This window comes from Rhodococcus sp. NPDC060090 (assembly GCF_042729855.1).
Classification (GTDB): Bacteria; Actinomycetota; Actinomycetes; order Mycobacteriales; family Mycobacteriaceae; genus Rhodococcus.
In genome coordinates, this window is record NZ_JBHWXB010000002.1 from 23672 (window position 1) to 44356 (window position 20685).

The 20685-nt window shown below is 64.7% G+C and carries 17 protein-coding genes; 3 read left to right on the forward strand and 14 right to left on the reverse strand.

The features are described 5' to 3' along the window. Nucleotides 1-51: 51 nt before the first annotated feature. The 6 genes from ACFWCF_RS02480 to ACFWCF_RS02505 form a co-directional block, all read right to left on the reverse strand. Nucleotides 52-1701, reverse strand: coding sequence for a class I adenylate-forming enzyme family protein (locus ACFWCF_RS02480; protein ID WP_378556777.1), 1650 nt, complete (start codon nucleotides 1699-1701; stop codon nucleotides 52-54). 177 nt (nucleotides 1702-1878) lie between these two features. After that, entirely contained in the window at nucleotides 1879-2475 is a 597-nt protein-coding gene (locus ACFWCF_RS02485; protein ID WP_378557688.1) for a TetR family transcriptional regulator, read from the reverse strand. 220 nt (nucleotides 2476-2695) lie between these two features. Then, on the reverse strand, nucleotides 2696-4897 hold the full coding sequence (locus ACFWCF_RS02490) for an acyl-CoA dehydrogenase (RefSeq protein ID WP_378556780.1): 2202 nt from the start codon (nucleotides 4895-4897) through the stop codon (nucleotides 2696-2698). Between the two features lie 6 nt (nucleotides 4898-4903). Then, the gene (locus ACFWCF_RS02495; RefSeq protein WP_378556783.1) at nucleotides 4904-5770 is read right to left on the reverse strand and encodes an amidohydrolase family protein; all 867 of its coding nucleotides are present in this window, start codon (nucleotides 5768-5770) and stop codon (nucleotides 4904-4906) included. After that, nucleotides 5767-7002 carry an amidohydrolase family protein gene (locus ACFWCF_RS02500; protein WP_378556786.1) on the reverse strand — a complete coding sequence of 412 codons (1236 nt, stop codon included), beginning with the start codon at nucleotides 7000-7002 and terminating at the stop codon, nucleotides 5767-5769. The genes ACFWCF_RS02495 and ACFWCF_RS02500 overlap by 4 nt, the downstream gene beginning before the upstream one ends. A gap of 184 nt (nucleotides 7003-7186) precedes the next feature. After that, the gene (locus ACFWCF_RS02505; protein WP_378556789.1) at nucleotides 7187-8404 is read right to left on the reverse strand and encodes a DegT/DnrJ/EryC1/StrS family aminotransferase; all 1218 of its coding nucleotides are present in this window, start codon (nucleotides 8402-8404) and stop codon (nucleotides 7187-7189) included. Nucleotides 8405-8678: 274 nt separating this feature from the next. On the opposite strand from ACFWCF_RS02505, the gene ACFWCF_RS02510 reads away from it, so the two are divergent. Next, nucleotides 8679-9299 carry a TetR/AcrR family transcriptional regulator gene (locus ACFWCF_RS02510; protein ID WP_378556791.1) on the forward strand — a complete coding sequence of 207 codons (621 nt, stop codon included), beginning with the start codon at nucleotides 8679-8681 and terminating at the stop codon, nucleotides 9297-9299. 16 nt (nucleotides 9300-9315) lie between these two features. On the opposite strand, the gene ACFWCF_RS02515 is transcribed toward ACFWCF_RS02510, so the two are convergent. From ACFWCF_RS02515 to ACFWCF_RS02530, 4 genes are all read right to left on the reverse strand, one after another. Continuing rightward, entirely contained in the window at nucleotides 9316-10464 is a 1149-nt protein-coding gene (locus ACFWCF_RS02515; protein WP_378556793.1) for a steroid 3-ketoacyl-CoA thiolase, read from the reverse strand. Nucleotides 10465-10575: 111 nt separating this feature from the next. Beyond that, nucleotides 10576-11943 (reverse strand): MFS transporter, encoded by a 1368-nt coding sequence (locus tag ACFWCF_RS02520; RefSeq protein WP_378556795.1) that lies wholly within the window; start codon nucleotides 11941-11943, stop codon nucleotides 10576-10578. A gap of 26 nt (nucleotides 11944-11969) precedes the next feature. Continuing rightward, a complete protein-coding gene (locus ACFWCF_RS02525; protein ID WP_378556797.1) occupies nucleotides 11970-12890 on the reverse strand; it encodes an NAD-dependent epimerase/dehydratase family protein in 921 nt (306 codons plus the stop codon). A gap of 26 nt (nucleotides 12891-12916) precedes the next feature. After that, the gene (locus ACFWCF_RS02530; protein ID WP_378556800.1) at nucleotides 12917-13732 is read right to left on the reverse strand and encodes an SDR family NAD(P)-dependent oxidoreductase; all 816 of its coding nucleotides are present in this window, start codon (nucleotides 13730-13732) and stop codon (nucleotides 12917-12919) included. A gap of 119 nt (nucleotides 13733-13851) precedes the next feature. On the opposite strand from ACFWCF_RS02530, the gene ACFWCF_RS02535 reads away from it, so the two are divergent. After that, complete coding sequence (locus ACFWCF_RS02535; RefSeq protein WP_378556803.1) at nucleotides 13852-14544, forward strand: IclR family transcriptional regulator; 693 nt, start codon at nucleotides 13852-13854, stop codon at nucleotides 14542-14544. A gap of 158 nt (nucleotides 14545-14702) precedes the next feature. Beyond that, the gene (locus ACFWCF_RS02540; protein WP_378556806.1) at nucleotides 14703-16541 is read left to right on the forward strand and encodes a flavin-containing monooxygenase; all 1839 of its coding nucleotides are present in this window, start codon (nucleotides 14703-14705) and stop codon (nucleotides 16539-16541) included. Here the strand turns inward: ACFWCF_RS02540 and fabG are convergent. From fabG to ACFWCF_RS02560, 4 genes are all read right to left on the reverse strand, one after another. Then, nucleotides 16510-17268 (reverse strand): 3-oxoacyl-ACP reductase FabG, encoded by a 759-nt coding sequence (gene fabG, locus ACFWCF_RS02545; protein ID WP_378556809.1) that lies wholly within the window; start codon nucleotides 17266-17268, stop codon nucleotides 16510-16512. The two genes, ACFWCF_RS02540 and fabG, sit on opposite strands and share 32 nt — an antisense overlap. 25 nt (nucleotides 17269-17293) lie before the next feature. Continuing rightward, nucleotides 17294-18055 (reverse strand): SDR family NAD(P)-dependent oxidoreductase, encoded by a 762-nt coding sequence (locus ACFWCF_RS02550; protein ID WP_378556812.1) that lies wholly within the window; start codon nucleotides 18053-18055, stop codon nucleotides 17294-17296. Between the two features lie 150 nt (nucleotides 18056-18205). Next, nucleotides 18206-19423: an acetyl-CoA C-acetyltransferase gene (locus tag ACFWCF_RS02555; protein WP_378556815.1), complete on the reverse strand. Its 1218-nt coding sequence runs from the start codon at nucleotides 19421-19423 to the stop codon at nucleotides 18206-18208. Between the two features lie 31 nt (nucleotides 19424-19454). Next, entirely contained in the window at nucleotides 19455-20600 is a 1146-nt protein-coding gene (locus ACFWCF_RS02560; protein WP_378556818.1) for an acyl-CoA dehydrogenase family protein, read from the reverse strand. Nucleotides 20601-20685: the final 85 nt, after the last annotated feature.

Here is a 20685-nt window from a genome sequence, read left to right on the forward strand (position 1 = left end):
TCACGGGAAGTTCTGTGTGAAACGGGGCGCGGCGAAATCACCGCGAAGCAGTCACTGCTGCAGTGCCGTTCGAACATCCACCCGCTTGACCTTGCCCGTCGCGTTGCGCGGCAGTTCATCCGTGCGGAAGATCCATCTGGTCGGCACCTTGTATCGAGCGATCCGCTCGGCCGTGTAGCCGGACATCTCCAGATCCGTCACCGCGCTGCCCGGGGCCACCACGACCACCGCGCAGACCTCTTCCCCGTAGTCGTGATGCTCGGCTCCGACCACGATGCACTCACGCACCGCCGGATGCTCGTCGATGACTGCCTCGACCTCGGCCGGATACACGTTCTCGCCCCCACGGAGAATCAGATCGGAACGCCGACTGCTGATCCGGAGGTAGCCGTCTTCCATCGTGCCGAGATCACCGGTCCGCATCCACCCGTCCTCGACGATGGTTGCGGCATTCACTTGCGGGTTGTTCCAGTAACCGAGCATCATCAGCGGCCCACGCAGGTAGATTTCGCCCTCGACACCGTCCGAGACCGCGCATCCTGTCGCGTCGCGAATCTCGATAGTCGTCGTGAGTACGGGCCGGCCCACAGTATCGGGTCGTTCGGCCAGGTCTGCTGCCGACGCGAGCGTGGCAGCAGAGGATGATTCCGTCGACCCGTAGCTGGTGCCGAGCGTGCGCTCCGCGGACGGAAGGATCTCCTTCAGCTTCGCTCGGAGCACCGGTGTGGAGGGTGCGGAGCTGATCGAGACCGCCTTCAGCGACGACAGGTCGTAGCGGGAGAGATCCCCGTGCTCGATCAAGCGCGTCATCATCGTCGGAACCGCGCCCCAGTTGGTGAGCCGCTCCTTCTCGATCAGCCGGAGCACCCCATCGACATCGAACCGGCCGGTGCTGATCACCGCAGTGTCGCCGAAGGCGAGGCGTGGCACAGCAAGATTGTGCAACGCCGCAATATGGAACAACGGTGTGGCCAGCAGAAACCGGCGTCTACTCGGCGCCTGACCCAGTTCGCCGGCGAGCGCATCGTTGAATCGGTGGAAATCCACCGCCGCGATCATGTTCCGGTGTGAATGCGTGGCGCCCTTGGCACGTCCCGTGGTGCCGCTGGTGAACAGGATGACCGCGGGATCGTCTTCGTCGATTTCCACGTCGGGCAACTCTGCGTGCGGGTTGACAGAACCCAGATGCGGCACATCATGCTCCACCGACAACACTTCGGCATCGGAGGACCCGAGCAAGGCCCGTCGCCCGGCATCCGCCACGATCACCTTCGGGCCGGAAAGCTCGATTCCGTACTCGACCTCACGGGCCGACCACAGCGAGTTCATCCCCACAGCGATTGCGCCGAGTGACGTCGCAGCCCAGAACGTCATGATCCATTCGGCATTGTTGGCGGAGAGGATCGCCACCCTGTCGCCGCGGCCCACGCCGTAGCGCGAGCGGAACTCCTGCGCAAGTGACGCGACCCGCGCGAGGTGCTCGGTGAATGTCAGCCTGAGGTCGTCGCAGACCACGTACTCGGTGTCGCCGTAGCGCGCCGAGTCGGCGAGTAGCGCGCTCAGCGACCGGTACCTGGTGCCGAACACCGGCATCTGTACTCCGCGAACCTGCTCCTCGACGATCTCGAAGGGCGCGCCCCGCGCGGTGAGCCGTGCAACGGCGTCCGCGCGCGCGTCGGGCGCGAGACGAGGATCGGACATCCACCACTCCTTCTCCAACAACGCATTCGACGGTCCTGCACGAGGCCGAACATCCGACGTCCGACCATCGGCGATGGCCGGACCTGCCCTTCGTACCGGACGAACGAGGGCGTTGTGGCGCAAGTCTCACTGGACGGCACTCGCAGCGCGTCCGACGCGCGAAGCGTCACTCACCCGTCACATGTGGTCGGCGAGAACCAGCCGTGCCACGTCCTGGACGTTCCGCAACGCCTCCGGAAATGCAATTCTTCCGGTGGTCCACAAGATCAACGAATTGAGCATCGTGCTGCCGATCGCAAGTGATGCGAGCCGAGCACGTTCGGCGGGAACACCGTCCATCATCTCGAACAGGGCTGTGCGGTTGGCAGCAGAACGCTCGTCGAGCGTGTCCTGGACGTAGGGATCATCGGAGGTCTGCAACTCGACTTCGAGCCGCGCGAAGTGCGGGCCTCGCTGAAATGCCCTCATCTGTCGCGTGTAGAGATCGGTCACCCGCTCGAGGACCGGCCCGTGAACGCCGCTCCGGCGCCCGGACCGGCGTTCGTCCTCGAGACGTTCGGCGAGAATGTCGTTCCAGGCGACCATGGCCGCAGCGAGGAGGTGTTCTTTCGCCGGAAAGTACCGGTACAAGGTTCCCATCGCCACCCCCGACCGCTCCGACACCTCCCGCATCTGGATCCCGTCCGGACCGGTCTCGGCGAGCATCTCGATCACCGCGGTGGTCAGCCGACGCCGACGCCGACGCTGCCCCTCGGTCATGTCGTCGGGGCTCATCGGCACGGCCAAGGAGTCGGTCACGACGGCATTCTAGTCGCTTCGGGTCCCGTCACCGACGAGGATGAACCGTGTCACGTGCGCGGCAGACAGCGGGTCGTCCCCCGAGTGCGGAGCCGGACCGAGCACCTCCCTGGTCATCGAAGTCCGGGCGCGGGGGCACACGTCACGACATTCGCGCCGGTGACGATTGCGGTACGGCCTTCCAGAATCCTCACGTTCATCGCGACTCCCGCGGCAGACCAAGGATCTGCTCTGCGATGACATTGAGCTGGATTTCGAGGGTGCCACCACCGATCAGCAGCGACGGCGTCGCCAGATACGCCTTGGCTGCCCGGCCGCCCCCGACGACATTCTGCTCCAGGCTGCCGACGGCGGCCTCCGAACCGAACCATTCGAGCACCTGCGCCGCGACGTTCGTGATGTGTTGCGCAGACGCTGCCTTGAGGACGCTGGCTTCCACACCGGGAATCCCGCCGGACAGGCGCATGAGTACATTGCGGTGCGCGAGCGCGTCGAGTGCTCCCGTCATGGATGTGAGCCGACCGAGCACTGGAATCGCGTCCTGCCGGGCCACCGGGTCGAGTGCGCGCACGATCTCCACCGGATCGAATCGGTCGCGACCCACGACGGGCGTTCGTCCCATCGAGACCCGCTCGTTCGCCAGTGTCGTCCGCGCCACCTTCCAGCCCTCACCGGGTGCACCCACGAGATCGGCGTCCGGCACGAACACCCCGTCGAGAACGACCTCGTTGAACATACTGTCGCCGTTGGCTTCCCGCAGCGGCCGGACGTCGACACCGGGAGTGGACATGTCGACGAGGAAGTAGCTGATACCGCGGTGCTTGGGGGCGTCCCGATCCGTACGGGCCAGACAGATACCCCAGTGCGCCTCATGCGCCTTGGAACTCCACACCTTGCTGCCGTCGATGCGCCAGCCACCGTCCACCTTGGTGGCGAAGGTCGTCAACGACGCGAGGTCGGACCCTGCACCAGGCTCCGAAAAGAGCTGGCACCAAATGATCTCGCCCCGAAGTGTTCGTGCGATGAGACGTTCGCACTGTTCCTCCGTCCCGTACTGCAGGATCGAGGGCAGCGCCCATTCGCCGATCACCGTGCTGGGCGGTGTCACACCCGCACGCTCGAACTCCTCCGCGACGATCAGCTGGCCGGCCGTGTCGGCGGCCAACCCGTACGGAGCGGGGTAGTGCGGTGAGACCAGACCGTGTTCTGCCAGGAACGCCCGCGCCTCCACAGCGTCAAGCGTTGCGGCCTCGCCGATGGTCGCGGCGACACCGGCCCGGAAGTCGGGTCGGTCCGGGGCGCCGAGTGTCGATTCGCGCTCGACGCTCAGAGCGAGTTCACCCGCGCGACGGGCCCACACGTCCTGTGAGCCGCCGAGCGCGAGCAGACCGACTGCACGACGCCAGTACAGGTGGATGTCGTGTTCCCAGGTGTTTCCGATACCACCGAGCACGGTGAGCGCGTCGAGCACCACATCCACAGCCTCACGACGGACCACTGTCGCGGTGCGCGCCGCGGCGAGCGCAAATTGCTGCCGGTCACCGCTGTCAGCGGCCGACGCTGCGTCCCACACCGAGCCGGCCATCGTCTCGATGCGAATGAGCAACTGTGCGCACTTATGCTTGATCGCCTGGAAAGACCCGATCGGTCGTCCGAACTGCTCCCGGATCTTCGCGTAGGCGAGGCTGGTCTCCTGTGCCCAGCGCGCAACCCCGACCGCCTCCGCGCAGAACAGCACGGCGGTGAGCGCAACGACTTCGTCGGCCATGGCACCGAGGACATTCTCCGCGGAGATCCGCTTCTCGGACAGCCGCACCCGGCCGATGTCGCGGGTCAGGTCGACGCCTTCCTCGCCGAGGACTTCGACGCCCGCATCGCCCGCGGATACGACGAACCAGACCGGCGTATCGCGGCATGTCCCCACCAGAACGAGGACATCGGCTCCGAGTGCACCGAGCACCGGGACCGTGGTTCCCGTGGCGATCACCTCGTCTCCGTCGCCGTCGAGAGTGACAGTGCCGGGTTCGAGGCACACAGCGCCCGTCGTGCCGGTCGCCAGTCTCGGAAGTAGTGCTGTACGCGCCGCATCGGTTCCGTGGGAGGCGATCACAGCGCTTGCGCCGACCGTGGGTAGTAGCGGCCCCGGGATCAATCCGTGTCCGGATTGTTCGAGCGCCACCACGAGTTCGAGCAGACCCGCACCGGCCCCGCCGTACTCCTCGGGAAGGTGCAGCGATGGGATCCCCATGGTCACCAGCTGTTCCCAGAAGGCGGGGCGGTCGCCTCGCCCTATCCGATCGAACTGATCTCGGGTCCATTCGACGGGTGCGTTCCGCGCAGCGAACCGAGCGAACGAGTCAGCAAGAGCATCGTGATCCGCTCCGATACCGATCGACATGTCGGATCATCCCTTCAGTTTGAGGACTTTGCTGGCGTTGTCGTGCAGAAATTTCGGCCATACGTCGTCCTTGAACGGCACATTCGGCATGTCGCCGAAGATGCGGTCGAGGCTCAGTCCGGCTGGGAAATAGCCCGCGTAGATGATCTTCCCCGCACCACGGGTGTTCGCGTAGTCGACGATCGCCTTCGGGTAGTGCTTCGGGGCGAAGGCCGATGTCGAGTAGTACAGGTTGGGCCACTTGATCATCAGTTTGATCGCCAGGTCCTCCCACGGCTCACAACCGTGCCGGGTGACGAACACCAGGTCAGGGAAATCGAACATTACGTCGTCGATCAGTTCGACGTGCTGCACCGCAGATTTCAGCCTGGGCCCGGCGATGCCGGCACACGCGAAGATCGGGATGTCCAGTTCGACGCACTTCGCGTAGATCGGGTACATCTGTGGTGCATTGAGGGCCACCTGCGGAAATGTGCCTGCCGCGAACGAGCTCACAGAGCGGATACCGAACTCCTCGTATTCCCGTGTCATCCGCGTCAAGGTGCCCATGATGTCGTTGGGATCGACGGCCGAACCCTGCGGAACGAACCGGTCCGGAAACGCACGGATCGCCCGCTGCCCGGACTCCTTGGCCACGCTGACCATGCCTATCTCGATGCCGTGCTTGTCCATCTCCCGCAGCGTCACCGACACCGGATCATCGGTGACCAGATCGCTCGGGACATCTTTGAACATGTACTGCGCGGGCATCGTGAATTCGTCACGACTCTGACTGTCCTTCGTCTGCCTGGTGATGAAGGCGTACTCGTCGTATCCGGCTTCTCGAAATCCGATGTGTGTATCGATGATCGGAGTTCCTGAGTACGGAGTCATGCGCTCAGCTCCTGTTCGAGCTGCTCGGCGAAGGACTCCCGCATCAGCACATCGTTCGGGTTCTCGGGCAGTTCGGTCAGCGGTTGCGCGACCTCGGACGGCGTGGGCCCGTACTTGGCGGCCAGCGGAGCAAGTGCGTCGAGGTCGAAGTCGTACAATTCTGCGGCGTTGGCTGCGAACAGCTTCCGCAACTCTGTCTCGTCGACGTCGTGCATGACCTGTCGGATGCACTCGCGGGTGAACGGATAAGTACCCTCATTGTGAGGATAGTCGCTGCCCCACATGAACTTTCCCTCACCGAGGGTCCCTCGAACCGTCATGTCCTGCGCCGACGGCATCGTCGCACCAACCCACACGTTGCGGCGGAAGTACTCGCTCGGACGCAACGGCAGCTGCTCGTCCTCGCTGTAGAACAGCTCACCGATCCGCCCGGTTCGTTTGACCCGCAGATCCACGGTGTCGAGCTGACGCATCAGATCCGGCGCCCACGAGCAGCCCTGCTCGGAGACGACGAACTTCAGCTTGGGAAACCGTTCGAAGACACCCGAGAGGATCATCTGCACCAGCGGACGCATCGAGTAGAAGCCGACCTCGTTGATGTAGAGCAGAGAGGAGGTCTTGTAGCGGCCGTAATCAGGTAGACCGGTGCCCGCATGGCTGTTGACCGGCACCCCGAGGTCTTCGCAGACCTCCCAGAGCCGGTCGTACTCGGGATCGTAGAGTGGCTTGACCCACTTGATGTCCGGTGCCAGGTTCGGCAGCAGCACACCTCCTCGCAAGCCGTGCTCCTTGATCCACTTCACATCCGCGATCGCCTCGTCGACGTCGTTGAGGAAGACCTGGCCGACACCGGCCCTCTGCGCAGGTGCATCACTGCAGAAGTCCGCGAGCCATCGGTTGTGTGCACGAACCCCGGCGAGACGCTTCTCGAAGTCCTCGGCGCGCGGCGGCCCGGCGAGCACGGCCGCGCTCGGGAAGAACGGCGGCACGGTGTTGGGGAACAACACTTCACCGACGGTGCCGTCGCCGAGCGTCTCGCGCATGCGCCGCTCGTTGTCCCAGTTCCGGTTCCGGCCGTCGTCGACCAGGTCGCGGTACGGGTTCTTGTACTCGCCGCGCCACGCGTCGAACTCCCCGTGCCACTTCGGTTCGAGATACTCGCGGTACGTGGCGTGATCGGCGCCGGCGTGACTGTCGGCGGAAATGAGAATGTACGGCGTTTCGATTGTCACGAGATGCTCCTGTACGAGGTCTACCCGAATCACGGTCGAGGCATATTTGAAACACTGTTCTATATTTGCGACCCCTACGTTAGCGCCGTAATCGTGGAGGTCAAGCACAACTCCCACCCAGTGATGAAACCTGGTCCCAATTTTGATGCACGAGCCTCCTTCCGGAACCGAGCAGACGGCGCGATCAGACGTCGGCCTTCGCATACTTCGAGGCGAACGCGTGAATGCTCGCGACCACGTGGTCGAGTTCCTCTTTACTCATGCCGTGGCTCATCCCGAGCGACATGCCGCGGACGAAGACCTCGTCTGCAGCCGGTAGACCGGCCGCGGGCACCCGATACTCGATGTTGCGCATCATCGGGTGGCGAGTGACATTGCCGCTCCACACGGTGCGGGTGTCGATGCCGGCGCCCTCGAGAAATTCCTGCAGGTCCGAACGCTCGAACCCTGTGCCCTCACGAACCGTGACGGGATAGCACAGCCATGCGGTATGGAAGTCCTCCAGCTGCTTGGGCAGCCGGAACAACTCCGGGTAGGTGCCGAAAGCTGCGGTGAAGGCATCGAAGATCTCGTGACGACGCCGATAGTTCTCGTCCAGCTTGCTCAGCTGGACCAGACCGAAGGCCGAACCCAGCTCGGACGGCTCGAAGTTCCACGGCAGGACGTCGAAGATGAAGTCGTTGTCGTAGGAGACACCGTCGAGATCCTCACGAAACACCCGTCCGCCGGGCTTGGATCCGAACAGGTGCGGCTCGGAGCGGCGGCCCCAACGACGCAGCATCAGCCCCTTGTCGCGCAGATTCTCGTCGTCGAGGCAGACCATGCCACCGTTTCCGGCGCAGGTGATGATGTGCGCCATCGCGAAGCTGGTGACGGTGATGTCCGAGCGTGATCCGGTCCTGGTTCCCCGCAGAGTCGTGCCGATACAGTCGCAGGAATCTTCGATGACCTTGAGACCGTGCGTGTCTGCGATGTCGCGGATGACATCCCAGTCGGGCGCGTTGCCGGCAAGATTCGGAATCAGGATGGCCCCGGTCTTGTCGGTGATCATCTCCTCGATCTTGGTGACGTCGACGTTGTAGGTATCCGGCTCGACATCGACGAAGACGGGGACCCAGCCACCCCGGACGATTGGCGAGACATCCGTGGAGAAGGTCAGCGGCGAGGTGATGACCTCGGCACCCTTGGGCAGGTCCAACAGTTCGAGCGCCAGATACAACGCGGACGAACCCGAGTTGCACATCAGGCCGAGCTTCTTACCGTACAGATCGGCCACCCGACGCTCCATCTCGGCTACGTTCTTTCCGATCTTCAAGGCGAACGGACCGCCGCGCAGGACCTCGAGGCAGGCCTCGATTTCGCGCTCGTCGTGGACACTGCGTGCATAGACAACCCTGGTCATGGGATCTCCTCATCAGATTTCGGGAACACGTGCGCGGGACGAGCCGCGCGTACCGACTTGACGTTGCGCTGTCGCTTCACCGATGACGAACGTCGTTTGAACGTTCATTCAAGCCGAATATAGAATTCTCGAACGCCGACGTCAAGCATTCGACCGCTCGCCAGCAACACCAGCACCTCGCTCGGAAGTCACTGTCATACAGCGAGTTACGGAGATGTTTTGTGTGCACCCCTCGGCACTTGACCCACGCCGACACCGTCGCTACATTTCTTGAATGAACGTTCAAACCACCGGCACAGACGAAACGGTCCCCTCACACCGACGGACCGAGATCCTCGACGCTGCCGCAGCCGCATTCGCAGCACGCGGTATCGCCGGAACCTCGATGCGCGAGATCGGCGACGCCGTCGGATTGAATGCGGGTGCGCTCTACCACTACTTCCGGTCCAAGAGCGCCATCGTCACCGAACTGGTGACGGGATATCTGTCGGAGTTACTCGACGACTACCGAGCCGCGGGAGCCGACGATCTCGAACCGCGGGCTCGCATGAAGGCAATCGTCGACGTCTCCCTTGCGACCGGTGCTGCCCGCCGCAACGCGACGAAGGTATATCAATCGGAATTCGGCCAGTTGCGCAACCTCGAAGGCTTCGCCGACGCCCGCCTCCTCGCAGACTCCATCCAGAAGATCTGGATCGATGCGATCGAGGCAGGGAAGGAAGCAGGAATTCTCCGGAAAGATATTCCCACCAGGGTGTTCCACCGATTCCTTCGAGATTCCGTGTGGTTCACCGTCTACTGGCCGAAGCCCGACGACGATTACACCCTCGCCGAACTCTCCGACTACTGCATGTCCCTGTTCTTCGACGGCATGGCCACACGCGCCGGGCGCTGAACGCCCGTCGCGGCGGTCAGATTCGTTCGACGATCGCCCCGGTCGCCATTGCGCCACCGGCACAGACCGCGACGAGGGCACGTTCGGCATCGCGGCGCTCGAGCTCGTCGATCACCGTACCGATCAGCCGGACACCGGACGAACCGACTGGATGACCGAGCGCAACCGCACCGCCGTTGACGTTCAGGCGATCCTCGTCGACGCCGTGCACACGGGCCATCGACATCGGTACTGCCGCAAACGCTTCGTTCACCTCGAAAAGATCGATGTCGCCGATCGACATGCCGGCACGCTCGAGCAGATACTCCGTGGCCTGCACGGGGCCGTCGAGAAGGTAGTGCGTCTCAGCACCGAGGAGGCACTGCGCGACGATCCGCGCTCGCGGACGCAGGCCGAGCGCCTCCGCACACGCCTGATCCATGACGACGAGTGCGGCTGCGCCATCGGAGATCTGGGACGACGTACCAGCCGTATGCAGGCCGCCTTCGAGCACCGGTCTCAAGCGGGCCAGGGCCTCCATCGAGGTGTCCCGCAGGCCTTCGTCACGCGACACGACAGTAGGGGCCTCGCCCCCCGCACCGGGAGTCTTCACCGGCACGATCGACGCGTCGAAGCGACCGGCCGCCCATGCGGCCGCTGCGCGCTCCTGCGACCGCAACCCGAATGCGTCGAGGTCGTCGCGCGTCAATCCGCGACGCCGCGCAATGCGATCGGCGCCATCGAACTGGGCCGGGATGTCGACACTCCAGCCCGGAGGCTTCGGGCTACCGAAGTCGCCGGCGATGTTGGACAGCAACGGCACCCGCGACATCGCCTCGACTCCGCACGCCATCCCCGCATCGATTACGCCGGCCGCGATCTGGGCGGCGATCAGGTGTACCGACTGCTGACCGGACCCACACTGCGCGTCGATGGTCGTCACCCCGGTCCGTTCCGGCAGTCCGGCGTGCAGCCACGCATTGCGGCTGACGTTCGACGCCTGCTCGCCGGCCTGAGTGACGCACCCACCGATAACCTGCTCGATGACGGCCGGATCGAGGTTGAGCCGCTCCAGCACGCCCTTCTGAACTGCCCCCAGCAGTTCCGCAGCGTGCAGCCCGGATAATGCGCCGCCGCGTCGGCCTATCGGGGACCTCGCCGCATCGACGATCACCGGGTTGCCCATTGCAGTCCTCCTCGCAGTACTCCGACCAAAGGCCTTCTTGATATCGCGGAAACTACGATCCGAGGTTCCACAGTCTCACTGGACGGCATCGAATCACGGGCAATGCGGGTGTCATTCCACGCGCACTCCCCCGTCGTGCGCAGGCCGATCAGCGGCACTCGACGCAGGCTCTCCGAACCCTGCGGTCAGATCGCGTCCCCGCGTTTCAGCGATACTCCAGACCGCCAGACCGCTGATGAGAGCCGTGACCAAGACGATGCAGCTGAGCGGCAGGCTCGATACTCCGGTGGCCGCGAGGACACTGCTCGCGATCAGTGGAGTGAACCCGGCTCCGATCAGGCTCGCCATCTGGTACCCGATCGATACCCCCGTGTAGCGCGACTCGGTGCCGAACATCTCCGAAAGTAGCGGTGCGAGAGGCGCATACATCAGGTTCTGGATCACCTGCGCAATGAGCAGCGACACGGTCAGCCACAGCGCCGACTTGGTGTCGACCAGCGCATACATGGGGAACGCGAAGACCACCGCACCGATCGCACCCGCAAGGGCCACACCGCGGCGTCCCACACGGTCCGACAGCGCAGAGAACAGCGGGATCGTGATCAGCGACAGCACCGCAATGATGACCAACGCGCGCATCACGTCGGACTGGCCGTACCCGATTTCCTTGGTGTAGGCGATGATGTGGGACGTCGCGAGTGCGGTCAGCGCGAACGGCCCGATTCCCGCTGCGCACGCGAGGATCAGGGGCCGCGGACGCTGGAGCACCTTCATCAACGGGGTCTTCGCTTTTTCGTCGGTGTCGTTGTCCTCCAGCGCATCCTGGAACACCGGGCTCTCCACCACACTCAGGCGCACATAGAGGCCGATCAGGACGAGCAGAGCACTTATCAGGAAGGGCACCCTCCAACCCCACGAGTGCAGACTGTCGTCCGGAAGGAGGCTGATCACCATGACCACGACCGTCGAGAGAAGGAATCCGATCGGGGACCCGAGTTGCATGATCCCCGCCCACCTTCCGCGGCGATCGGGCTCGGCATGCTCGATCACCATCAGCGCTGCGCCGCCCCATTCGCCGCCGATCGCGAGACCCTGCACGACGCGGAGTATCACGAGCAGCACGGGCGCGAGCACGCCGATCGACTCGTACACGGGCAGCAGACCGATGAGGAAGCTGGCACCACCCATCATCACCATCGTCACGATCAACATCGATTTACGCCCGAGGCGGTCACCGAAGTGGCCGAACACGATGCCACCCAAGGGCCGCGCGGCGTACCCGGCCGCGAGGGTGCCGAACGCAGCGATGGTGGAGACCACGGAGTTCGACGACGGGAAGAACAGCTCACCGAACACCAGCGCGGCCATGGTGCCGTAAAGGATGAAGTCGTAGTACTCGAGTACCGTACCGAGCAGGCTCGACAGCGCGACCTTACGCAGCTGACTACGATCTACGACGACTTCATTCGATGAGCTCACATCGGTCTCCAGGCTCGTGAGGTCGGTTACGCGGAATGCGTCGCGACGACAGCTTCGACCATCGCTTCGACTGCACGCCTGCAGTCGTTGCGGTCATAGCCCAGCAGCGCCGTTTCGTTCGTATCCGGCTCGTATGCCAGTGTGTTGCCGCGTCCCTGGACGATCGCCGCATCCGACAGCAGCGGGTGCGACTCGTCCTCTACCGCGATCACCCGATTGCCACCTGCGGCGTCGACCATCATCTGGAAGAAGCTCTGGTAGGTGAGGTTCTCGTCGCCGATCAGATAGGCCTTCCCGGGCTCACCGTGGTGCACGGCGCCGCGAATGGCCTGCGCAAGCGAGCGGGCCGACAGGTAGTTGGTGCCGCCGGGGGGAGCGAAATCGGGGATCTGAGGCTCGTTGCCCGCGGCCCACGAGACCATCTTCCGGTAGCGGCGGGTGGAGGCGCCCGGCACGACTCCGAGGATCGACGGCGGGTTGAGCGTGCAGACGTTGAACGACTCGTCGGCGAGCGCACGGGCTCCTTCGTCGGCCGCCTTGCGTGCCGCGACGTACGGGTTGTTGTCGGCGATGTCCGGGCGCACCTGGTGGTAGTAACTTCCCACCTGCACGAAACGTCCTACACCGGCGTCCTTGGCGAGCTGAGCGAAGCGTGGCACACCGACACTCTGTGTGGTCTCCCAGAACTTCAGCTCGTCGTCGTCCTCGCGCGGCTTGTGTCGCGGGTCCTGTCCGGCAGCGAAGACGATGGCCTCGAAACCCGACAGTTGCTCGCGGGTGAAGGTCGGCACCGTGTAGTCGCCGGTCAGCAGCGGAAAATCGGCGACGAGCGAGTCGTCAGGAAGCGGACCGCGTCCCGCGACAGTGACGTCGTCACCGTGTTCGCGCAGATGGAGTGCAGCGTGCGCGCCGATCATGCCGGTGCCGCCGATTACGAGAATCTTCATGCTTGTACTTCCTTCAGTGGTACTGATCAGGGATTGCGGGGACGGTTGGTCCAGCCGCCGGAATTGCGGGGTACCCACCCGCCGGAGGAGTGGGTACCTCCGTCGACGTGGATGGTGCCTCCGGTGACGAACCGGGACAGGTCGGAGGCGAGGAACAACGCAACCCCGGCGACGTCTTCGGGCTGTCCGGGACCGCCGAGCGGCGACCAGTTCGGCCACAGCGGCAGATCTTCTTCGGGCACGAGCGTCGCGTAGGGAACCTGCACCGACTCGACGAGATCCGGAGCCACCGCGTTGACCCGAATACCGGCAGGCCCGACCTCCGCAGACAGGGACCTGGTGAACTGCGTCAGCGCCGCCTTGTACGCGGAGTAGACGGTGTGCCCCGGGATCGCCCGGTGGGATTCGACGGTGGTCAGGTTGATGATCGAGCCGCGGCCACGTTCGATCATTCCCGGGAGCAGCTCCTGCGTCAGACGCAGCACGTGAGCGAAATTGACCTCGTGAAGCCCGTCCCACAGCGACGGCGCATTGGTAGCGAACGCGTGGGGCGGCTGCAGGTAGTGGCCGACATTGTTGACCAGCACGTCGGGTCGATGCTCGACGAGTTCGGGTAGACACTCCGCAGAGCACACATCCCACTCGACGACACTGATCGCCCCGCCCGCTGCGGGGTCGAACTCGAGCGAACCGGCCGGTTCGATGTCCGCGACGAGTACGTCGGCGCCATGAGCGGCGAACGACCTTGCGATCGCAGCGCCGATTCCTGCGGCGCCGCCGGTCACCACGGCGCGGCGACCTGCCAACATCGCGCCGGGAGTCATACATGAGGGATTCGGCATGAACGGAGTACACCGCACGCCATATCGGGATGACAGTAGCGATTCCGGTAGCCGGAAGAATTGGCCTCCGCGCACGCGGTGGTGTGTTACCCATGTGCGGGGGCGAGGAAGGAGACCACATGGAGGGGCCGACCGGAAGTCTGCAGCGCGCGGCAGTGATCCTCGACGTGTTCGAGGGTGCCGACCGTCTGAACCTGTCGCAGGTCGTCGCTGCCACCGGGCTCCCGCGCACCTCGGTGCACCGCGCGCTGGAACAGCTCGTTGCGCTCCGCTGGGTGTATCGCGAGGGCATGGATTACCAGCTGGGCATGCGGATGATCGAGCTGGGCGCCGCGGCCGCGCAGCAGAATGCCTTGCGTCGCGCTGCTCTGCCCACCTTGCGCCGCCTGCATCGCGCTACCGGTTGTGTCGTTCACCTCGGTGTCCGTGACGGATCCGAGGCTGTCTATCTCGAGAAGGTTGGCGGCGAGTCTGTGCCACTCGTGCGGTCGCGGGTCGGCGACCGGCTCCCTGTCGCGTCGTCGACGATCGGTAAGGCGTTGATGGCGATCGGCGACTCCGTCGGCGTGGAATCCCCCGAGATCGCGCGCGTTCGTGAACTGCGCCTGGCCTACGACCCGGAGCGCTGTTTGAAAGGATTCAGTTGTGTCGCCGTGCCCATCGGGAAAATCGGCGGTACCGAGGCCGCCGCATTGTCGGTGTTCGGTCCGGCAGATCGCGTCCGTGACAAGCGCATGATGTCGTCGGCGCAGACCGCTGCCGCCGAGATCTGGCGTCGAATCGACACCAAGGGTCTCCAACGGGCGCAGTGAGCAGGTTCGTCGATCACGGCGGGTGGCATTTCAAGCGTCTGTTCTCTTCGAATTCGATTTTCGAAATGCTGAAAATGAATTCGTAGCACGAGAGAATTGATGTAAGGTCCCGACCACGCGAAGTGACGGTGACCACACTCGACGAAAGAGGTGCCTCGGTGCCCGAAGCGACAACGCCTTCCGCCGACCTCGACTTCGACGCCGACGCCCTGCGCGGGAAATACCGTCACGAACGGGATCGACGCATCCGACCGGAGGGCAACGCGCAGTACCAGCGCGCGGCGGGGAAGTTCGGCTACTACATGCATGATCCGTACACCGAGCGCGCCGAGCGTGAACCGCTGACCGACCGCGTCGAGATACTCGTCATCGGCGGCGGGTTCGGCGGATTGCTGGCCGGTGCCCGACTGCGCGAGGCCGGAGTCGAATCCATCCGCATGATGGACGAGGCCGGCGACTTCGGTGGTACGTGGTACTGGAACCGGTACCCGGGTATCCACTGCGATATCGAGTCGTACGTGTACATGCCCTTGCTGGAAGAGATCGGGTACGTCCCGAAATGGCGGTACGCCCCCGGCGAGGAAATCAGGCAGCACGCGGTTGCGATCGCCGAGCACTACAGCCTCTATCGGGATGCCGTCTTCCACACCCGGGCGACCGATTTCACGTGGGACGAAGAGGCAGTCGAGTGGACGGTGCGCACCGACCGCGGCGACGTCATCCGTGCCCGCTACGTCATCGCGTCCTCCGGGACACTCACTCAGGCGAAACTACCCGGCATCCCCGGCATCGAGGACTTCCGCGGCCACACCTTCCACACCAGCCGCTGGGACTACGAATACACCGGTGGCAGTCCCGACGGCGGCCTGACCGGTCTCGCCGACAAACGCATCGCCGTCGTCGGAACCGGCGCGACAGGACTCCAGGCGATCCCCCACGTCGCCGAAGGTGCGCAGCATCTGTTCGTCATGCAGCGGACACCGTCGACGGTGGACGTACGAGACAACCGTCCGACCGATCCCGAGTGGGCTGCCACCCTGCAGCCGGGTTGGCAACGCGAGCGGATGGACAACTTCCTGGCCATCATCTCCGGGGAGAACGCCGCCGAGGACCTCGTCCGGGACGGGTGGACAGCGAACGCGCGCCTGCAGCGCAAGATGATGACCGGTGCGCTGGATACTTCCCTCGACCCCGCCGAGCGCGAACGCCGCGACGAACTGGCCGACTTCGTGACGATGAACAAGATGCGCGAGCGGATCGACGAGGTCGTCGACGACCCGACGACGGCGGAGGCCCTCAAGCCCTGGTACCGGTACATGTGTAAGCGCCCCGGCTTCAGCGACCTCTATCTGCCGACGTTCAACCGGCCGAACGTGACGCTCGTGGACACAGCGGACCACGGTGGTATCACCAGGATGACCGAGAACGCGGTCGTGGTGGGTGCGGCGGAATACGAAGTCGACTGCGTCATCTTCGCGACCGGGTTCGAGGTCGGGATCTCGGGCGTACTGTCGGGCACTCTCCCGGTGTACGGACGGAACGGGAGAACGCTACTCGAGACGTGGGCGCAGGGACCACGTTCGTTGCACGGCTTCTATTCGCACGGCTTCCCGAACCTGTTCCACCTGGCTTCCATCCAGAATGGCAACTCGGTCAACATCTCTCATGTGTTGCAGGATCAGGCAACCCACATCGCAGCGGTCATCGCGATGGCCGGCAAGACCGGCGCGAAGTGGGTGGAGCCGACGGTGGAGGCGGAGCAGGCCTGGTGCGACACGATCGCCCACAAGGCCGTCGACAATTCTGCGTTCCTGACCGAGTGCACCCCCGGCTACTACAACGGCGAGGGGACGCGCACATCGTCGTCGTCATTCGCGCCGGGCCCGGTCGCCTTCCACCGCCTGATCTCCAAGTGGCGCGAGGGCGATATGAGCGACGTCCTCGCCCCCGCGTCCGACGATGAAGTCAGTCCTTCGGACCACCGGCAACGTAGATGACCTGGCCGGAGACGAAGCCGGCGCCCTCGGAAGCGAGGAACGACGCGGTGTGGGCGATGTCGTCGGGCTCACCGACGCGCGCGACGGGGATCTGCGAGGCGGCAGCGGCCTTGTAGTCCTCGAACGACGCACCGACACGCTCCGCGGTCGCGGCGGTCATCTCGGTCGCGATGAAGCCCGGAGCGATCGCGTTGGCGGTGACACCGAACTTGCCCAGTTCGACGGCGAGGGTCTTGGTGAAACCCTGCATGCCCGCCTTGGCCGCGGAGTAGTTGACCTGGCCGCGGTTGCCCTGGGCCGAGGTGCTCGACAGGTTGACGATGCGGCCGAACTTGTTGTCCACCATGTACTTCTGAGTTGCCCGCGCCATGAGGAATGCGCCGCGCAGGTGCACGCTCATCACGGCGTCCCAGTCTTCGACGGTCATCTTGAACAGCAGGTTGTCGCGCGTGATGCCCGCGTTGTTGATCAGCACGGTGGGATCGCCCAGTTCCTCGGCGACCTTCTCCACAGCGGCGGCCACGGAGGCCTCATCGGCGACGTTCGCACCGACGGCAAGTGCCTTGCCGCCCGCACTCTCGATGGCAGAGACGGTGTCGGCGCAGGCGGCAGCGTCGAGGTCGAGGACGGCGACCTGCATGCCGTCTGCGGCCAGACGCTGGGCGACGGCGGCACCGATACCGCGCGCGGCTCCGGTGACGATGGCGGTGCGGACTGTTGAGCTCACTACGAACCTCCGTGAAGTGGTGCGGTCAGTTGATGGTGAGGCCACCGTCGACCGCGATAGTCTGGCCGGTGACATACCCGGCCGCCTCGGATACCAGCCACACTGCGGTGGCGGCAATTTCTGCCGGGTCGCCGGTGCGACCCAGGACGATGCGCGGTTTCATACTGTCGAGATAACCGGGCAGGTATTCGTCGGTCATCTCGGTCTCGAAGAACCCCGGTGCGATCGCATTGACACGAATGCCCTTGCGTGCGCCCCACTGTTGAGCGAGGTCGCGGGTGAGCCCGATGATCGCGGCCTTGCTCGCCGCGTATGCGGCCTGCGGCAGGCGCGCGGTGGTCAGGCCGAGCACCGACGAGATGTTGAGGATCGAACTACCGGGCTGCATCACCCGACCGGCGGCCTGCGCCGCCCAGTACGACCCGTTCAGGTTGATGTCGATGACCCGCCGGAATTCGTCGGGGGTTTCCTTGGTGGCAGGCACTGCGGTGCCGATCCCGGCATTGTTGATCAGGATGTCGACCTTGCCGAGCTGCTCGACGGCCACATCGACCATGCGCTGCGCCTGCTCGGGGTCGGCGATGTCGGTGTCCACGGTGACGGCGCGACGCCCCGCCGCGCGGACGAGTTCGGCGGTCTGTTCGAGCCGGTCGACGCGACGGGCCGCGAGCACCACGTCGGCTCCCGCTTCTGCGAGGGCCTGCGCGAACGCGACACCGAGCCCGGACGAGGCGCCCGTGACGATCGCAACGCGGTCGTCGAGGCGGAACCTGTCGAGTACGGACATGCAGCGATCTCCTCTTGTGACGGGGACTACACACTGTATAGCCCATGTACGGTCCAATTACAAAAGCGAAACACCCACGAAACGCGTTAGGCCGCATGCCTTTTCAGACATGCGGCCTAACGGTGACTTAGCCCGAACCTATGGCCCGGATCAGTTCAGCCGCTCGAGCACCATCGCCATGCCCTGGCCGCCGCCGACACACATGGTCTCGACACCGAACTGCTTGTCATGGGTCCGGAGGTTGTTCAGAAGCGTATTGGTGATCCGCGCTCCCGTCATGCCGAACGGGTGGCCCAGTGCGATCGCACCACCGGAGACGTTGAGCTTGTCCTCGTCGATGCCCAATTCACGAGCCGAGCCGATCACCTGCACGGCGAACGCCTCGTTGATCTCGAACAGGTCGATATCGGAGATGCCCATCCCCGCCTTGCCCAGCGCCTTCTTGGTCGCCTCGATCGGGCCCAGACCCATGATCTCGGGCGACAGGCCCGACACACCGGTCGACACGATGCGCGCGAGCGGCGTGAGGCCGAGTGCCTTGGCCTTGGTGTCGGACATGATCACCAGCGCGGCGGCTCCGTCGTTGAGGGGGCACGCGTTGCCTGCGGTGATGGTGCCGTCGGGACGGAACACCGGCTTGAGCTGGCTGACGGCCTCGTACGTGGTGCCGGGGCGGGGGCCGTCATCGGTGGACACGACGGTGCCGTCGGCGAGCGTGACCGGGGTGATCTCCCGCTCGAAGAAGCCCGACTTGATGGCTTCCTCAGCGCGGTTGTGCGAGCGGACACCCCAGCGGTCCTGATCCTCACGGGAGATGCCGGTGAACGAGGCGACGTTCTCTGCGGTCTGGCCCATCCCGAGGTACACGTCGGGAAGCAGGCCCTCGCCGCGGGGGTCGGTCCAGGCGGTGCCGCCCTCGGCGAGCGTGGCGCTGCGCGCCTGCGCGTCGTCGAAGAGCGGGTTCTTCGTGTCGGGCAGGCCGTCGGCGTTGCCGGTGACGAAGCTCGATACAGACTCGACGCCCGCGGAGATGAACACGTCGCCCTCGCCGGCCTTGATCGCGTGCAGCGCCATGCGAGTGGTCTGCAGCGACGAGGAGCAGTACCGGTTGACGGTCACGCCGGGGAGGTAGTCGTAGCCCAGCTGCACGGCGACGACACGGGCGATGTTGAAGCCCGACTGGCCGGCAGGCTGACCGCAGCCGAGCATGAGGTCGTCGATCTCGGTGGGGTCGAGCTCGGGGACCTTCGCCAGCGCGGCGGCCACCATCTGCGTCGCCAGATCGTCGGGGCGAACGGTCTTGAGCGAGCCCTTCATAGCGCGCCCGATGGGCGAGCGAACGGCAGACACGATCACAGCTTCGGGCATGACATGCTCCTCGTTGGTTGTCGTTACCGGGCTAGAGGCCCAGGTCGCGGCCGATCAGTTCCTTCATGATCTCGTTGGTACCCGCCCAGATCTTCGTCACGCGAGCGTCCTTCCAGGCGCGGGCCACACGATATTCGTTCATGAAACCGTAGCCGCCGTGGATCTGCACGCACGCGTCCAGTACCTCTGACTGGGATTGTGCGCTCCACCACTTCGCCTTCGCCGCATCCACCGCGGTCAGTTCGCCGTCGGCGTGGGCCTCGACGGCCTGATCGACGTACGCCTCCGCGACCTCGATCTTCGTGACGAGTTCGGCGAGCAGGAACTTGTTGTACTGCATGGTGCCGATGGCCTTGCCGAACGCTTTACGCTCCTTCGCGTACTCGATGGTCTCGAGCAGGATCTGCTTGGCGTGGTGCACGTTGTTGACCGCCGAGCCGAGGCGTTCCTGCGGCAGCAGCTTCATCATCGAGATGAAGCCCATTCCCTCCTCGCCGAGCATGTTGGCGTGCGGAACGCGCACGTTCTCGAAGAACAGCTCGGCGGTGTCGGCTTCGGGCTGGCCCACCTTGTCGAGTTTGCGACCGTTCTCGAAGCCCTTCATGCCGCGCTCGACGACGAACAGCGAGATGCCCTTCGCTCCCTTGCTCGGGTCGGTGCGGGCCGCCACGACCACGAGGTCGCAGTTGTAGCCGTTGGTGATGAACGTCTTGGCACCGTTGAGGATCCAGTCGTCGCCGTCGCGCACCGCGGTGGTCTTGAGGTTCGCGAGGTCGGATCCGCCGGACGGTTCGGTCATCGCGATGGCGCAGATGAGCTCGCCCGTCGCGCACTTGGGGAGCCAGCGTTCGCGCTGCTCGTCGTTACCGAGATGCACGATGTACGGGACGGTGATGTCGGAGTGGATGCCGATCGACGACGACAGCGCCATGTTGGCGCGGGCCATCTCTTCGGCGACGACTGCGTTGAAGCGGTAGTCGCCAGCCTCGCTGCCGCCGAAGCGCTCGGGAATCTCGAGCCCGAGGATTCCGGCCTTACCGGCCTCGATCCAGATGTCGCGCGGGATCTCGTGTCGCTCGATGAGCTCCTCGGCACGGGAAAGTACGAACCGATTCACGAACTCGCGGACGGACTCGCGGAACGCTTCGTGGTCGGGGCCGTACAGGGTGCGTCGCATTCAACTGCTCCTCATAGATAAGCAATCGCTTAGATTCTAAGCGCTCGCTTATTAAACGGCGCTGTGGTTTGCTTGTCAACCAGAC

Bases quoted from the DNA above. Each gene is read 5' to 3' on its own strand.
- ACFWCF_RS02515 (WP_378556793.1), bottom strand. From the start codon at position 10,464: ATGGGCAACCCGGTGATCGTCGATGCGGCGAGGTCCCCGATAGGCCGA.
- ACFWCF_RS02550 (WP_378556812.1), bottom strand. From the start codon at position 18,055: ATGTCCGTACTCGACAGGTTCCGCCTCGACGACCGCGTTGCGATCGTC.
- ACFWCF_RS02485 (WP_378557688.1), bottom strand. From the start codon at position 2,475: ATGAGCCCCGACGACATGACCGAGGGGCAGCGTCGGCGTCGGCGTCGG.
- ACFWCF_RS02560 (WP_378556818.1), bottom strand. From the start codon at position 20,600: ATGCGACGCACCCTGTACGGCCCCGACCACGAAGCGTTCCGCGAGTCC.
- ACFWCF_RS02495 (WP_378556783.1), bottom strand. From the start codon at position 5,770: ATGACTCCGTACTCAGGAACTCCGATCATCGATACACACATCGGATTT.
- ACFWCF_RS02530 (WP_378556800.1), bottom strand. From the start codon at position 13,732: ATGCCGAATCCCTCATGTATGACTCCCGGCGCGATGTTGGCAGGTCGC.
- ACFWCF_RS02505 (WP_378556789.1), bottom strand. From the start codon at position 8,404: ATGACCAGGGTTGTCTATGCACGCAGTGTCCACGACGAGCGCGAAATC.
- ACFWCF_RS02535 (WP_378556803.1), top strand. From the start codon at position 13,852: ATGGAGGGGCCGACCGGAAGTCTGCAGCGCGCGGCAGTGATCCTCGAC.
- ACFWCF_RS02490 (WP_378556780.1), bottom strand. From the start codon at position 4,897: ATGTCGATCGGTATCGGAGCGGATCACGATGCTCTTGCTGACTCGTTC.
- ACFWCF_RS02480 (WP_378556777.1), bottom strand. From the start codon at position 1,701: ATGTCCGATCCTCGTCTCGCGCCCGACGCGCGCGCGGACGCCGTTGCA.
- ACFWCF_RS02525 (WP_378556797.1), bottom strand. From the start codon at position 12,890: ATGAAGATTCTCGTAATCGGCGGCACCGGCATGATCGGCGCGCACGCT.
- ACFWCF_RS02510 (WP_378556791.1), top strand. From the start codon at position 8,679: ATGAACGTTCAAACCACCGGCACAGACGAAACGGTCCCCTCACACCGA.
- ACFWCF_RS02555 (WP_378556815.1), bottom strand. From the start codon at position 19,423: ATGCCCGAAGCTGTGATCGTGTCTGCCGTTCGCTCGCCCATCGGGCGC.